This window comes from Desulfovibrio sp. JC022 (genome assembly GCF_010470665.1).
Lineage (GTDB): Bacteria > Desulfobacterota > Desulfovibrionia > Desulfovibrionales > Desulfovibrionaceae > Maridesulfovibrio.
This window is the reverse complement of record NZ_VOPZ01000004.1, coordinates 394,545-409,239: the sequence shown is the minus strand read 5'-3', so window position 1 is coordinate 409,239 and position 14,695 is coordinate 394,545. Positions and strand designations below refer to the sequence as shown.

The following is a 14,695-nucleotide window of genomic DNA, read 5'->3' as shown; positions in this document are numbered from 1 at the left end:
GGAAGCCTGCCTCAAGATTAGTTGTCCCTATGCTTTATGCATCTAAAGATTCCAGGTAGACCACCTGGTTGATAGGCTGGAGGTGTAAGTGCAGCAATGCATTCAGCTGACCAGTACTAATAAATCGTGCGACTTATTTTTCTTCTCTCCCTATAACTTTAACCCCCAAAGGTTAAAGTTTAGGGAACTCTAATTCTTCTCTATTAAACCATATATTTTCATCGAGAGCAAGCAAAATTTGCTTGCGACCACTGAGGAGAGGTCACACCCGACCCCATTCCGAACTCGGAAGTTAAGCTCTCCATCGCCGATGATACTGCTGGGTAGCCAGTGGGAAAGTAGGTCGTCGCAAGCTTTTATTTTAAAAGCCCCCCTTAAGAAATTAAGGGGGGCTTTCTTGCGTTTATATGCATATTGTAAATCCCTGCACTTCTTGTGAAGTGAGTGTTTTGTCCGTGTCTGCGAATAAAGAAAATACACAAGAACACAGCAATATTAATAAGATTAAGTTCTCAGTTCCATTTTATCCTCAAGCAACAATGAGTAGAAAATAGAAAAGTTGGGTGTTCCTATCTTGACCAAAGTAGCAAATATTCCTACTTTTAAGACAGGAGGCTATCATGGAAAAAATAAGTATCTCTCTCACTGATTCGCAAGCCGAACTCATCAGTGATGCCGTAAGTTCTGGTGATTATGCATCTTCCAGCGAAGTTATTCGTGAAGCATTGCGGGAATGGAAAGCCCGCAGGCTCGTCGGTCAATTTTGGGATGAAGGAATTGCAAGTGGCATAGCTGACCCTCATGAAACAATTGAGGACATCAAAGCTGAAGCTCTTCGCCAGCTATGTTCAGAATAGTTAGGTCTCAGGAAGCTCGGCAGGATTTAATCGATATCTATAAATATATCGCAGTAGATGACCCAGATGCTGCAAATCGCATCTTGGACCGTATCAATGAGCGCGTGAACCTGCTTGCAAAACATCCGTTACTCGGTCCTGCGCGTGAAGATATCCGGCCGGGCTTACGATATCTGACCGTGGGAAATTATATTGCTCTTTACAAGGTCGAGTCAAAGCGAATAGTTGTTGTGCGTGTCCTTCACGGTAAGCGTGAGCTGGAAGGCCTTTTCACCGCAATCACTCCTCGGTAGCCAGTGGGAAGTAGGTCGTCGCAAGCTTTTATTTCAAAGCCCCCTTAAGAAATTAAGGGGGCTTTCCGGCCCAAATGCAAGAAAGAGATGCAAGTATATGTAATTTAACTTGAAAAAAATGATCGATTTTGATATTCATTCTCTGTGTCCTCGCATTCGAAATGCACAATTGAACTAAAGCAGGTTGTAATTTAACTTTTCAAGTTGCATATGCTTAGCGTATACCTTTCCCATGCATAAACTTTTGTTGATAAATTGTACTCTGCCGCTAGTGGAAGCCTTCATTGCAATGGGGAATGAGGTTAAATATCTTCATGGGCAGGATGGAAGACTTGATCTTCCTGCAAAGTTAGATGAAATGGATTTTTGTCCGGATGTAATATTGCAGCAGGAGTCTCTGGGGCGCAGACTTTTTTTGCATGGTCTTCATAAGTTGGATTGTATTAAGGTTTTCTGGTCCGTGGATACACACATGAATATGTACTGGCATAAATACTATGCTGATCTTTTTGATTGTGTTCTGACCACACAAAAAAAATATGTCTCACAGTTTAGCAAAGCTTGCAGTGCAAAAGTTGAATGGATGCCTTGGATGGCTATCCTGTCAGGGGGGGCGGCTGTCGGTTCCGGAGTGATACCGCATTCAAGACGGGAGCACGATCTCACCTTTGTAGGCAGGGTAACAGAGCACAGGAGATCGCGGCTTTGGTTTGTTAATTTTTTGAAGTCTCAATATGCCCTTAATCTCGAAGACAGCTTGAATTATTATGAGATGATGTCGGTCTACAGGCAAACCAGAGTCGTCCCTAATGAAGCTCTTTTCGGTGAAGTAAATTTTAGGCTTTTCGAAGCTGCTGCTTGTGGATGTGCCATAGTCACTCCTGATGTTGGAGGCGGGCTTGGGGAATTGTTTGAGGTAGGCCGTGAAGTTGAAGTTTATAATGATGTTCTTGAGCTGAAGGAAAGACTTGATCGTTTTACAAAAAGCCCTGAACTCAGCGGTACAGTGGGTATGGCCGCATATGCACGGGTATTGAAAGATCATTTACCTGATTCAAGGGCTGCTGCGATCTCTGAAATCGTTGCGGGGCTATCCCGGCGTAACATCTCTGCCGATAGGGCTGAGTTGTTGCTTTGCATGAGTGAGTTTTTGTTGGGTGAAGCCGGTGATAATTGTGTAAATTGGGATTTGCTTTTAAAAAGATTACTCTCTCTTGGCTACAGTGAATTGCGTAACGCCGCTTTATTCAGGATTTTTGCCCGATCCGGACTGACTGATCTGTTTATGAAAATAGTACGTCCTTATCTGGATAAAAGTCTAAGTTCGTCCGATTGCTATTTTAATATGTCAGCTTCCTTGAGTGCCCTTAAGCTGGGTCAGTGGGAAGTTGCAAAACATTTTTGGTATGCCTATGCCGCGTTAGGCAGATCTGCGAATATTGTTAAGCCCGAAGATGATGTTCATCTTTTAAAGCTTTGGGGTGATGCCGCATTCAAGAGCGGATTGAGTATCCGGTCCGGTGTTGCTTTTAACGAAGATGAAGGTATTCCATCTTGCGCATCAGATTGTTTTTTTGCCGCTCTTCATCGCAGACCTTCCGATAAAGAACTCTATATGAAGCTTGACTCTGTTTTTAACGGGGTAAAGGGTGGTGAGCCAACCCGGCTTGGATTTCTTTCTCATCTATCGCTTCATTATCCTGATGACTGGCGTATCAGTGCGGAAGTCGCGGTTACAAGTCTTAAGGTTTTTAGATTTCAGGAAGGGCTCAAGGAATTGGAGAATGCCCGTGTTCTCGCTGAAAAGTCAGGGCAGGATCGTTTTTTTTATCGCAAGATGGAGTCAGAAATTCCTCTGTTTTATAAGTTGGTTAATCGTTCTGGAATGTGATAATAGCAAAGCTGGAAATATTGTAATAACGGAGGACTATAATGTCTGATGTAGTTTTTAATGAGCAAGCTTTCTATAATCACCTAGGTGGAGACCGGGAACTCGGTGCTGAAATTTTAAGAGTTTATATAGTAGATGCTCCTGCACGGACCGAAGCACTGGCTGAAGCTCTTAGAAGTGATGATCTGTCTCAAGCTGTAAAATATTCACATGCCTTGAAAGGAATCTCCGCTACTATCAGGGCCAGCGGGATAACTTTGATGGCTGAAAAAATTGAAATGGCTTCCCGGAATGGCGATCTTGAAAGAGCTAGAGAGGTTATGCCAAAAGTTTATTTGGAACTTCAAGCTGTTCTTAAGAAGATTCAAGATCATCTTGAAAAGTAGAAAATTTGGCTATGTTAAATTGTCTGGTTTGTACAAATTGTTACTGAAACGAAAAAAAATGTTAACTTCGGAATGTTAGTCAATAGTCTGGTTCACATCTGGATTCGATCAGGTGTGTTATTTTCTTTATAAGGTTGAGATTGTAGTTGTATCTGACAAACAGGAGACATCAGATGTTCAAAAACTTGAAGCTCGGATGGAAAATCGGTGGGGGATTTGTCGTTGTTCTACTGCTGACAGCAGTTGTCGGCGTTGTCGGTTGGTACGGCTTGTCAAAAGTTGCAGATGAAGCCAAACGTACTGATGTTGTCAGCCGGGCTGTTTCAGATATGTACAACTCGAGATTGATGGTTCTCTATTATACCTTGCGGGGCACTGCTGAATATGAAGATAAATTTCACAGCTCCATAAATGAGATTGGGAAAAGTATTTCGGCGAATAAAGATATTTTTGCCGGTAAAGGTCTTGCCGATATTACTGCCGTTGCCGACAAATCATCTAGATATAATGAAATTTTTGATAAATACGCAAAGTATGAACATGAGAAAACAGAAGCTATAAAAAATTGTGTAGCTGCGGTTGGAAGACTTGATTCAGCAGTTAGCAGAATTGAGGATCGCGCCAACAAGGCCATGAAAAGAGGCATGAGCGGAGCCTCTGCGGGATTAGATATGGGGAATGTTTTTGAAGCATTTTTAACAATTTCTGATCTTGAAAAAAAATTCATTACCAGCCGTTTCACTTTTTCCAATTATTTAAGAACCGGTAAAAACGAATATATCAAGCAGACCCGCTCCCTGCTGAATTCTGTTATTGATAAGTGCGATGCTTTTCGTAGCAACAGCTGGGTTGCTGCTAATTCAGATCTCGATGTGGGAGGTCTTGAAAGTGCAGCCCGGGATTACCTTGCGGGCTTCAATTCTGTTGTTGAAAAAGTCGATTTGCAGGGTTCCGAGTTGAAAGACATGGCTGAAGTCGGAGCTGATGCCCTGAATGTCAGCCAGATGTTGCTTGATGAGCAGCAAGTGTCTGCCCAAGGAGTTGTTACTTCTTCCTTCTCCATGATTTTGGGTGGTCTGGCATTGGCCCTTGTGTTTGGAGCCATAATTTCCATAACAGTTACCAGGATTATTACCGGGCCTATCCGTGAAGGTGTTTCTTTTGCTGAACATATGGCTCAGGGTGATTTTACCAGAACTCTGGATATTGAGCAGCGTGATGAAATCGGAAATCTGGCTGCGGCCTTGAATGATATGGTGGTAAAGTTGTCTGCTGTGGTGGGCGAAGTAGGCATTTCTTCCGAGAATGTTGCCTCGGGTAGTGAAGAACTTTCCGCTACCGCAGAAAATCTTTCACAGGCATCTACTGAGCAGGCTGCAAGTGTTGAGGAAGTTTCCGCTTCCATGGAAGAGATGACCGCTAACATCAGGCAGAATTCTGAAAATGCGCACCAGACTGAACAGATAGCCCTGCAATCTTCACAACAGGCTGAAGAGGGCGGTGAGGCAGTTACTAAGGCTGTCGATGCCATGAAAAATATTGCTGAAAAGATTTCCATCATTGAGGAAATCGCCCGTCAGACCAATCTGCTCGCACTTAACGCCGCTATTGAGGCTGCACGTGCCGGGGAACATGGTAAGGGATTTGCCGTTGTGGCTGCGGAAGTACGCAAACTTGCTGAGCGAAGCGGTGCTGCTGCCGGTGAAATCGGTGAACTTTCTTCCAGTACCGTCAGTGTGGCTGAAAAAGCCGGCGATATGCTGACCCAGTTAGTGCCGGATATCAAAAAAACAGCTGAACTTGTGCAGGAAATTGCAGCAGGAAGCAGCGAACAGCTTTCCGGCGCGGAGCAGATTAACAAGGCAGTACAGCAGCTTGATCAAGTTACCCAGCAGAACGCTTCCGCTTCTGAGGAAATGGCCTCTACATCTGAAGAGTTGTCCAGTCAGGCTGAACAATTACAGCAGGTTATGAGTTTCTTCAGGGTCAGAAATCAGACCCGGTCAAGGGTTCAGGCACTGCCTGCGGCAAGGACAGTTGTAAAATCCGCACCTGCGCACAATGCCTCCGCTCCGAGAGCTTCAGCTCCTATGGCCCGGATCAGGGATGTCTCAACAGAACCCAAGATTAAGGCTGAAAGCGAAGCTTCCGGCGGTGTCTCTTTGGACATGGGAAGTGATTTTTCAGACAATGACTTTGAAAAATTCTGATAAGCACTGGTTGTTTTTACGCACTTGATATATAGTGAGCGCAATTAGGCAGTGTATGTTGTTACAGGGATGATCAAATTGAGGCAGGTGAAAGAATGAATGCTGAGATAAATAGTACGACCAATCAATATCTGACGTTTACTTTGAACAAGGATATCTATGCATTGGATATAGCCAGTGTACGGGAAGTACTGGAACTTACTCCCATAACCAGAATCCCCAGAACTCCAAAGTTTATGCGCGGGGTTATCAATCTCAGGGGGCATGCTGTTCCTGTAGTTGATATGCGCCTTAAATTCGGAATGAGCAGGACCGAGGACACCATCAATACCTGCATTATTATCGTTGAGGTTTCTTTTGACGGGGAAAGCACGGTAATGGGAGCATTGGCTGATTCGGTACGGGAAGTAATTGAGCTTACCGAAAATATGATTGAAGAGCCGCCCAGAATGGGCACGACAATCAAGACTGAATTTATCCGTGGAATGGGTAAACAGGATGACGACTTTGTCATTATTCTGGATATTAATAAAATCCTGTCCGTGGAAGAGCTGGCCATGCTCAAGAGTGTGCAGCAGGATTCTCCTTCGCAGGAAGCTGTTCCCGAAGTTAATCCCGATCAGGGGATGACTTTGAGTTTGTAGAACTTTCTGCGCGGCAGAGTTTTCTGTCCTAATGTAAAATTATCCAGATGCCCGTTTCCTTTTGTTGGAAACGGGCTTTGGTTTTGTTGTCTCAATCGTGAGATTCTGTGTTTGATCTATTGAATCTAATTTAGATCATCAAGACATTGGTTGTGGTGTCTCGAAAATATTAGTAAGTCTATGGGTGCTTTTGAAGTGTTCTGGGGTTTGGGAACTTTTTAAACATAATGAGGCTTCACAGGAATGGTTCTGTCCAATAATATAAGATTTATTTTTTTATATGGTAGTGCTGCTGTTCTGTGTTTTTGTTCCGGAGTTTTTTGGGACGGTCCGCATCTGTTCCCGAGGCTGGTATTTTTTGTTTGTGGATTGGCTTTGCTTGTTGCTGCGGGTTCGAAAATAAAAGCATTTCTTGTAAAAAGGGAGTTGCGTTTTGCTCGTTTGGCGGCTTCTGTTGCCGGAGTTGACGGGGTAGCCTTTTACATTACCGATGAGCATGGGGTGCTTACATTTGTTGGCGATGGGTGTCGTGATCTGGAGCGTAAATTTCCCACCCTTTTAGCGCACCTTTATTCTGAGAAAGTTCTGGAAAATATTTTTAACGAAATCAGTACCAGTGACGGAATATATAGATTTGATAAGGTTTTGACCTCTGCTGAGGGGAAGCAGAGTCGGTTCAGTTATACGTTGCAATACGTGGATGAAAATGAAGGCAAGGCAGGCGGATTGGCTGGCACTGTTCGTGATATTTCCGGGCGGGAGGAACTTCGTTCCGATCTGGATCGGGAACGCCGTTATTTGGAGACGGTCATGAACGATGCGGACGAAACCATGTTCATCCATGACCTTGATGGTAATTTTTTAAAGGTAAATAATAAATTTTCGGATTTTGCAGGGGTGGCACCTGAACTGTGTGTTGGCACCAGTATTTATAATTATCTCGCGCCGCAGATTGCAGATAAGTTTTTACAAAGGCTTAAAGATATTTCAGCGGGTGGGAATGAGCTGTCCATGCAGATTCCGGCTCTCAATTCCCGTGGGGAGAAGCTGCAACTTGATGTGCGCCATGTGCTTTGCCGCAATGGGGAGGGTGATCCTGAAGCCATAGTCGGGTATGCCCGGAAGATTGCAGGGCCTGTAGAAAAAGTGTGTCTTGCAAAAGGAGAAGGAGATACGGCTCTGATGCGGTCTCTTTGCCACGAGATGCGTACTCCGCTGGCCGGAATTATCGGTAGCCTCCATGTGCTGGACAGTATGGACCTTGCTCCTGATGCCAAGGAGTATGTTCGCAAATGCGTTATTTCAGCTGAACGTTTTAAAGATGTGGTTAATATTTCACTGAACGATCTAGCTGGGAATTTTGATCCGCAGGAGATGGAATCACTTGATCCGGCTGCCTGCCTTGAAAAAAATGTGGGGCTTTTTTTACCTGCCGCAGCCATTCAGAACCGGACCATCTCCCTTTCTCTTGATTCCGGTATTCCAGAGGCAATAATCTGCAAACGCAAAGTTCTCAGTCAGGCCTTGTTTTGCCTGATAAATTCCGGACTGGAAGTTTTCCCTGATTCAGATATTAATGTAGGACTGAAATTGTCTTCCATAACCGCAAGTTATTCTACAATTTCTTTTTATGTTGCAGGTAGTGGGAGTATGGCTGAGTCGGGTAAAATTTATTCTGATTGCCTTAAGCAGAATGTGGAACTAATTGATGGGGAGTTGTTCTTTAATACCGAATCTCCCGCTGAGCTTGGTTTCAGTCTGAAAATTCCAGCCGGGAAAAAGAAGGCTCTACAAGCTCCGGACTCTGTGCAGGCTTTGCGGATTATACTGGCGGAAGATGATATAAGCAGTCAGGTTTTTATGCGTAAAAAACTTGAAAACTGGGGGCATCTGGTCAGAACGGCAAGTACGGGGGTCGAAGTTCTCAACTATATGGATACTGAAGAGTTTGATCTGGTGCTCATGGATCTTCAAATGCCTGAGATGAACGGTTTTGCCGCCATCTCGGCAATCAGGCAAGGGAGCTCGCCCATGCGGAACCTGCCTATTATAGTCATGAGTGCGTACGGCCGGGAAAGTGACTTCGAAAAAATGTCCGAGCTCGGGGTAGATGATTATATTGCCAAGCCGGTCAGCACGGAAAATCTTGCGAAAGCCTTTGAGCGCCTTAGTGCTTTGGGTAAGTTGTAGTTTCCTTTTTTACCGTTACAAAAAGTTTTTTGAATTTGAAGGTGCGTCCTAGCGGGGCAGAATGTTGGTTATGTAATAAGCAATCCCATCTTCAAGCATCTGCACTGATAAAAGAATAAGTATCAAGCCCATCAGCCTTTCACATGCTCTGAGTCCTCTTTTCCCCAGTATCCGGGCCATGGTCGGGCCGGTCATCATAATGATGAAGCTCATACCCCAAGCTATCAGCACCCCGGAGAGCACATTCATTCCGGCATCACCTTTTGATCCGTAGACCATAACCGCAGCCAGCAGGGATGGTCCGGCAAAGAGAGGGACTGCAATGGGGACGATGAACGGGTCTTTTTCGATTTCTTCGCTGGCACTTTCCGGTTTCGGGAAAATCATTTTCATGGAGATGATGAACAGGATCACCCCGCCTGCAATTCGCAAAGTTGACTGGTGGATGTTGAGCATCTTCATGAGACCGGCACCCAGATACATGAACATGATAATGATCCCAAGCGCAAAGAAAAGTTCTCGAAGCAGGATTTTGCGCTGTCGTGAAGGTGAAAAATCCCGGAGCATGGATAGGCAGACCGGAAGGTTGCCCAACGGGTCCATAATCAGGAAAAGTGGAAATGCGATTTCAAAAATTGTGCTCAGCTGTCCTGCTTCCATGACTAGTCCTTGCCGCCGGCCTGTCCGTAGGTTGAAAATTTATCGATAACCTTATCCATTTCGTCGTCAGGAACAATAACTGGTTTTCCAACAGAAAGAGCCTGAATGTAGATTCTGGCAACCAGTTCCAGTTCTTCTGCCGCATCAAAGGCATTTCCGATCTTTCTCCCCACTGTGATCAGCCCGTGGTTTGCCAGCAGGACTGCATTGTAGTTGCCGATGGTCTTGATTACGTTCTCGGCCAGTTCGAGGCTTCCGAAGGTGGCATATGGTGCAAGGGGAACCTTTTTGCCCGCAAAACCGACCAGATAATGTACTGCCGGAAGTTCCATGTTCAAGCAGGCTACAGTGGTAGCGTATACAGAGTGCGTATGAACTACAGCGTTTACATCTTCTCGTTCGCGGTAAAGGATTGTATGAAATCCATATTCGCTGGATGGTTTGCGCTCTGAATCCTTGATATTGCCATCAAGATCCATAACCACAATATCTTCCGGGGTGGAAAGCCGGTAATCAAGTCCGCTGGGGCTGATAGCCAGCAAACCCTGCTCGCGATTAAATATACTCAGGTTGCCGCCAGTCCCGGTGGTTAAACCGGATTCCAGCAGTTTCTTTCCATATTCAACGACTAATTCTCTTTCTTGTTTTAAAAGCATATCGCAATGTCCCATACGAAGAGGCGAAGCCATAATAAAAGGTTTTGGGATTCTTAAACCCTTTTGCAAAAGGGGTTAAGCCGCCGGAGGCTAAATTATTAAATCAAAAGCGCGCAGCGCATCAAATTAATTTTTTAAGCGCATCTATTCTCTTTAAGACAGGAGGATGACTGTACTCCAGCCAGACGTAGAAGGGGTGCGGCGTGAGGTTGGAAAGATTGCTTACCGATAACTTTTTGAGTGCTCCGACCAGTGCTTCCGGGTTGTGAGTGGTTTTTGCTGCAAATGCGTCAGCTTCAAATTCATGCTTGCGGGAGCGGATATTGCTGAAGATGGAAAGTACAATTGAGACTGGTGTGTAAAGCAATGCAAAAAAGATCAAGCCAGCATGTACTGAAATATTCTGCATGCCGAACGCATCAAATAGCTCCTTGTTGCCGAGGAAAAAGGACATAAGCAGAAAGACCAGCCCGGTGTTGAGGATACTCATAGTCATCATTTTACGGATATGGCCCAGCTTGCTGTGCCCTATCTCATGGGCCAGCACTGCAACGAGTTCATCTGTAGAAAGGTTATTGATCAAAGTGTCGAAAAGCGCGATGCGTTTCTTTTTTCCGAATCCGGTGAAGTAGGCATTAGCTTTGGTAGAACGTTTGGAGCCGTCAATCATGAATATGCCGGAAAGTTCAAAACCGTTTTCAGCGGCGAATTGCTCAATTTTATCGCGCAGTTTTCCGTCTTCAAGGGGAGTGAATTTATTGAACAGGGGCAGAATCCATGTGGGGGCAATATATTGTATGCCAAGGGTGATGAGTACGGTAAACAGCCAGCACCAGAGCCAAGCCAGTGAACCGGCTGCATTGAAGAAAAGCAGCACACCGCTGAGGATGGCCCCGCCGATAATTCCTCCCAGTAGGTAACCTTTGATCTTGTCCATGAAAAAAGTCTTGAGAGTGGTTTTGTTGAAACCGAATTTTTCCTCGATGACGAAGGTGCTATAAAGCGAAAAGGGCAGGGAGACTAAGTCACTGAGTACTGCCAGTCCGGCGTAAAAGATCAGCCCGGTTACAATTTCTCCATAACCGAATCCATTGGCCCAGAGATCGACGGAGTTGAATCCGCCCCAGAGGATGAACAGGATGGTGATCAGCGTAGAGATAGAACTGGATATATTTTCAAAGCCTATGCCGGCTTTAGTGTAATCCTGCGATTTTCGGTACTCATCCACATCGAAAGTCCCGCTGAATTCTGCGGGTAGTTCTGTGGAGAGGGCTTTGCGGTTAAGCTGGCGGGCAAAAAAGCCGAGCAGGCATGCCCCGGCAAGGGAAAATATGATAATAAATAGGTATATGTTCATTGAAATGTCGTGGGTTCGGATTGTTGAATTATGTTTTATATTACGATTCTAGGTTTTTTTACCTGTTACGGCGTATAAGTACCTTTTGGGCTGAGCATCGTCAATGCAGGGTAGTACGGTAAGCTGTCAGATATTTGAGTGATGCTCAGAACTTGACAAGAAACGTTATTGAGTCGACAATTATATATTAAGATTACTAAATTTGATTTATCTGGATCGCGGGCCATTGTCGGGGAGACTTAGGTATGGTTCGAAGGGAGTTGTTATAGATGAGTTCGCCGAAAAGTATTAAGGAAAATATCGCCCGCGCAAAGTCTTACGGACAGCGTAAGGATTACATGCGCTGCTTGCATGCGCTGAGTCTGTCTCTTGATGAGTTGGCATCAAGTCAGGTTTTCGGGCGGGAGAAATTTGAAATAGGAATTCTCATAGATGAAGTTTTCCGGCAGCTCATGGCTATGGAAGAGCTTAAGCGCGTACTTCCCCGAGGCTTGAAATATGTCAAAGGGCAAGAGAAGAAGCTTGCTGCCCTGTTGATGAAAATTCACGATACCATCAAGAATGCACTTGAAAAGGCCGCAGTGGAGAAGGTTCGTAAGCAGAAAAACCAGATTGATAAATTCGTACTGGCCGGGCAGAAATTCCTGATGGAAAAAAACGTCAAGGAAGCCAAAAAATATTTTCGTAAAATTACCGAAGCCTTTCCTGATGAAAGGGGACTGTTGCAGGATGTCGGCGGCAGGCTTGTGAAAACAGGGTTTCCATCTGACGGGGTGGAGTATCTTGAACGGGCAATTGAGAAAAACCCTTCAGACAGCAGACCTTATATTTCGCTTCTCTCTGCTTATGAAATGATGACTGAGCAGGATAAGGCTCTTGCAGTCATTAAGGATATTGTCCGCCGTTTCGGGGCTAATGAAAGTATTTTTATCCGGCAGGCCAAGCTTTTTCTTGGCAAGCGCATGTACACAGAAGCTTACGATGCCGCTGCCGCCGCGCTGAAGGCCAATCCGCTTAACCGCGAGGCCAAGAAAATTTCCGATAAATTGGGTCCCAAGATCTTCGGGCGTGGATACACTCCCGGTGCAACAGCCAGCGACATAAAGGCCAAGTCTTCCGCTGGTGGTAAGGGCAAAAAGGAAAGCGTCTCTTTCAGTCTTGATGGTAGCTCTGGCGGCAAAAAAGAGAAGCCAGCCAAGAAGAAAGCACCTGCCAAGAAGCCCGCTGCTTCCAAAGCAATCAAGCTTGATTTTTAATACAGATCTACATTGTTCCTCAATATTTTATAAGGCCGCTCACGCGGCCTTTTTTTTGCCGTGTTCTATTTATGGCTTTGTTTAACGACAAAATTGTCGCCTGCCCAAGAAAGCCTACTTTTGCAGTATGGATTGCGTTTTTATTGAATCTCTTGCGAAGATGCGTTGAATACACATGAAGGTGCGACAAAAGTGTCGTTTTAGACGCGATCGTTATATATCAACCCATGTCTAAATTGTTTGGTTAATCAACATGACATATGTGTCGTGTTAAAGGGCTTGAACCATAGTTAAATAGTTGTGAAATCTCCATTGTCTTTTCTAATGTCCTGTAATTTTGAATGTTTTATTCGTTGGCATGAATGAAGCTTAGGGCGACAACAAAGATTGTCTGAAAAATCACAAAGGAGAATATACATGGCTCAACTTTCAGTTTCATACGACCGTAAAGGCGATAAGCAGGTTATAGATACAAATTCCAAGATTCTGGGTGAGATTGTTATCGATCACACTGATGTTCCTGCGGACGAGCGCGGTGGAACAGCCAAGCAGCTGCTTGCTTCCTCTGCCTTGTATTGTTTTTGCGGTGCTCTGAGCAAGGCTTTGGAAACCCGTGGTGCGGAGTATGAGCGAATTACCGGAACCGCCACTCTTGAAACCGGTGTTGATGAAAAGAAACGCGCCCGTGTAACCGGCATTACTCTTGATGTGACCGTGCACATGGATGAAGATTACGGATTTATTTTTGACCGGGTGGAAAAGATTATGCGCAAGGGCTGTTTGGTCACCGCTTCCCTCCATGAAGCATTCCCCATGACCTACAATCTTCAGCTCGAAGAATTGTAAAAAATTTCATAACAGGAGCAAAGAATGCCATCCATCACCATTATAGGGTCCGGTCCGGGCGGTCACATTGCAGCTTTTGATGCCGCCCGGAGGGGAGCAGAGGTTACTTTGGTTGAAAAAGCGGATATGGGCGGAACCTGTTTGAATACCGGCTGTATTCCCACCAAGACCCTCAAATCATCGGCTGAAGTTCTTGAAACCGCAGGACGTTTTAAGGAATTCGGCATCGCTGTTGACAGCAATGATGAATCCGTAAGCTTCGAGGCCGATATGGAAGCTGTTGTGGCCCGCAAGGAAAGGGTCCGCAAGATACTTGGCGGAGGTCTGGAAAAGAGCTGTGCGTCCTTAAATATCCGTGTGGTGCGCGGAACTGCGGAACTAGGCCCTGATAAGATCGTACTCGTTCATACTGAAGAAGGAACCGAAGAGATCAAGAGCGACAACGTGATAATCGCTACCGGCTCGAACATTCTGGGGCTGCCTTCCCTGCCTGTGGATCATAAGAATATCATCAACAGTGATGACGCCCTTGATCTGGACCATGTACCTGAAAAGATGATTGTTGTGGGCGGCGGAGTAATCGGTTGTGAACTTGCTTTCATCTATCGTGCTTTCGGTTCTGAGGTGACCATTGTGGAAGGCATGGATCGCCTGCTTCCCGTGCCCTCTGTGGACAAAGATATGAGCAAGCTTCTGCAACGCGAGGCTAAAAAGCATCGTATCAAGGTGCAATTGGCCAAGACAGTACAGAGTGCTGAAGTAGTTGACGGAAAAGTTCAGTGTGTGCTTGGGCCTTCTCCCTTTGTTGAAAACGCAAAGCCCGGTGAGACCACAATTGAAGCTGACGTAGTATTGGTGGCTGTGGGCCGTACTCCTAACACTGAAGGTTTGAAGTTAGCTGAAGCCGGGGTTGAGACTGATGGGCGCGGCTGGATCAAAGCAGATGCGAACATGCGCACATCCGCCCAAGGTATTTACGCCATCGGGGATATTCTCGGACCTTCCCGGATCATGCTGGCCCATGTGGCTTCCCACGAAGGACTTTGCGCAGTGGATAACTGTCTCGGCAAAGAGCGCGAACTTGATTATTCCGTGATTCCTTCCGGTATTTTCACCTCTCCTGAGATTGGAACAGTTGGTATTTCCGAAGCAGAAGCTCTTGAAAAAGGGATTGAATTCCGCTCACAGGTTTTCCAGTTTCGTGAGCTGGGTAAAGCTCAGGCCATGGGCGAACTTGCGGGTATGTTCAAGATTATCTGCGAAAAAGAGAGCGGAAAGATTCTCGGTGCCCACATTGCCGGGGCACATGCCACCGACCTTATCGCTGAAGCAGCCCTTGCCATTGAAAAGGGACTCACTGCTGCTGACGTGGCCCACACCATCCATGCCCATCCAACCCTTGCAGAGGGATTTTACGAGGTCTGTGAAGCGTGGCTCCGGGGCTGCTAA

13 protein-coding genes and 2 rRNA genes are annotated in these 14,695 nt (G+C 45.6%); 12 read left to right on the top strand and 3 right to left on the bottom strand.

Going from position 1 to position 14,695, the window contains the following annotated elements:
• The 9 genes from FMS18_RS08855 to FMS18_RS08815 all read left to right on the top strand — a co-directional run.
• A 23S ribosomal RNA gene (locus FMS18_RS08855) occupies positions 1-141 on the top strand; the annotation flags it as partial.
• A 99-nt stretch (positions 142-240) separates the two neighbouring features.
• Positions 241-355, top strand: a 5S ribosomal RNA gene (gene rrf / locus FMS18_RS08850).
• A gap of 265 nt (positions 356-620) precedes the next feature.
• Positions 621-857 carry a type II toxin-antitoxin system ParD family antitoxin gene (locus tag FMS18_RS08845; protein WP_163293564.1) on the top strand — a complete coding sequence of 79 codons (237 nt, stop codon included), beginning with the start codon at positions 621-623 and terminating at the stop codon, positions 855-857.
• Positions 845-1,150: a type II toxin-antitoxin system RelE/ParE family toxin gene (locus tag FMS18_RS08840; RefSeq protein WP_163293562.1), complete on the top strand. Its 306-nt coding sequence runs from the start codon at positions 845-847 to the stop codon at positions 1,148-1,150. The genes FMS18_RS08845 and FMS18_RS08840 overlap by 13 nt, the downstream gene beginning before the upstream one ends.
• A gap of 289 nt (positions 1,151-1,439) precedes the next feature.
• Positions 1,440-3,041 carry a glycosyltransferase gene (locus FMS18_RS08835; protein WP_239060993.1) on the top strand — a complete coding sequence of 534 codons (1,602 nt, stop codon included), beginning with the start codon at positions 1,440-1,442 and terminating at the stop codon, positions 3,039-3,041.
• A 41-nt stretch (positions 3,042-3,082) separates the two neighbouring features.
• Entirely contained in the window at positions 3,083-3,427 is a 345-nt protein-coding gene (locus tag FMS18_RS08830; protein ID WP_163293558.1) for an Hpt domain-containing protein, read from the top strand.
• A gap of 173 nt (positions 3,428-3,600) precedes the next feature.
• A complete protein-coding gene (locus FMS18_RS08825; RefSeq protein ID WP_163293556.1) occupies positions 3,601-5,637 on the top strand; it encodes a methyl-accepting chemotaxis protein in 2,037 nt (678 codons plus the stop codon).
• 95 nt (positions 5,638-5,732) lie between these two features.
• Complete coding sequence (locus FMS18_RS08820) at positions 5,733-6,281, top strand: chemotaxis protein CheW (protein WP_163293554.1); 549 nt, start codon at positions 5,733-5,735, stop codon at positions 6,279-6,281.
• A 375-nt stretch (positions 6,282-6,656) separates the two neighbouring features.
• Positions 6,657-8,471, top strand: a complete 1,815-nt coding sequence (locus FMS18_RS08815; protein WP_163293552.1) for a response regulator — start codon at positions 6,657-6,659, stop codon at positions 8,469-8,471.
• Positions 8,472-8,519: 48 nt separating this feature from the next.
• On the opposite strand, the gene FMS18_RS08810 is transcribed toward FMS18_RS08815, so the two are convergent.
• The 3 genes from FMS18_RS08810 to FMS18_RS08800 form a co-directional block, all read right to left on the bottom strand.
• Entirely contained in the window at positions 8,520-9,131 is a 612-nt protein-coding gene (locus tag FMS18_RS08810; protein WP_163293550.1) for a MarC family protein, read from the bottom strand.
• Between the two features lie 2 nt (positions 9,132-9,133).
• Positions 9,134-9,787 carry an L-fuculose-phosphate aldolase gene (locus FMS18_RS08805; protein ID WP_163293548.1) on the bottom strand — a complete coding sequence of 218 codons (654 nt, stop codon included), beginning with the start codon at positions 9,785-9,787 and terminating at the stop codon, positions 9,134-9,136.
• A 121-nt stretch (positions 9,788-9,908) separates the two neighbouring features.
• Positions 9,909-11,144, bottom strand: coding sequence for a M48 family metallopeptidase (locus FMS18_RS08800; protein ID WP_163293546.1), 1,236 nt, complete (start codon positions 11,142-11,144; stop codon positions 9,909-9,911).
• A gap of 269 nt (positions 11,145-11,413) precedes the next feature.
• On the opposite strand from FMS18_RS08800, the gene FMS18_RS08795 reads away from it, so the two are divergent.
• The 3 genes from FMS18_RS08795 to lpdA all read left to right on the top strand — a co-directional run bounded on the left by FMS18_RS08795 (position 11,414) and on the right by lpdA (position 14,695).
• Positions 11,414-12,400 (top strand): M48 family metallopeptidase, encoded by a 987-nt coding sequence (locus FMS18_RS08795; protein WP_163293544.1) that lies wholly within the window; start codon positions 11,414-11,416, stop codon positions 12,398-12,400.
• A gap of 417 nt (positions 12,401-12,817) precedes the next feature.
• Complete coding sequence (locus tag FMS18_RS08790) at positions 12,818-13,246, top strand: OsmC family protein (RefSeq protein ID WP_163293542.1); 429 nt, start codon at positions 12,818-12,820, stop codon at positions 13,244-13,246.
• 24 nt (positions 13,247-13,270) lie between these two features.
• On the top strand, positions 13,271-14,695 hold the full coding sequence (lpdA, locus tag FMS18_RS08785; RefSeq protein ID WP_163293540.1) for a dihydrolipoyl dehydrogenase: 1,425 nt from the start codon (positions 13,271-13,273) through the stop codon (positions 14,693-14,695).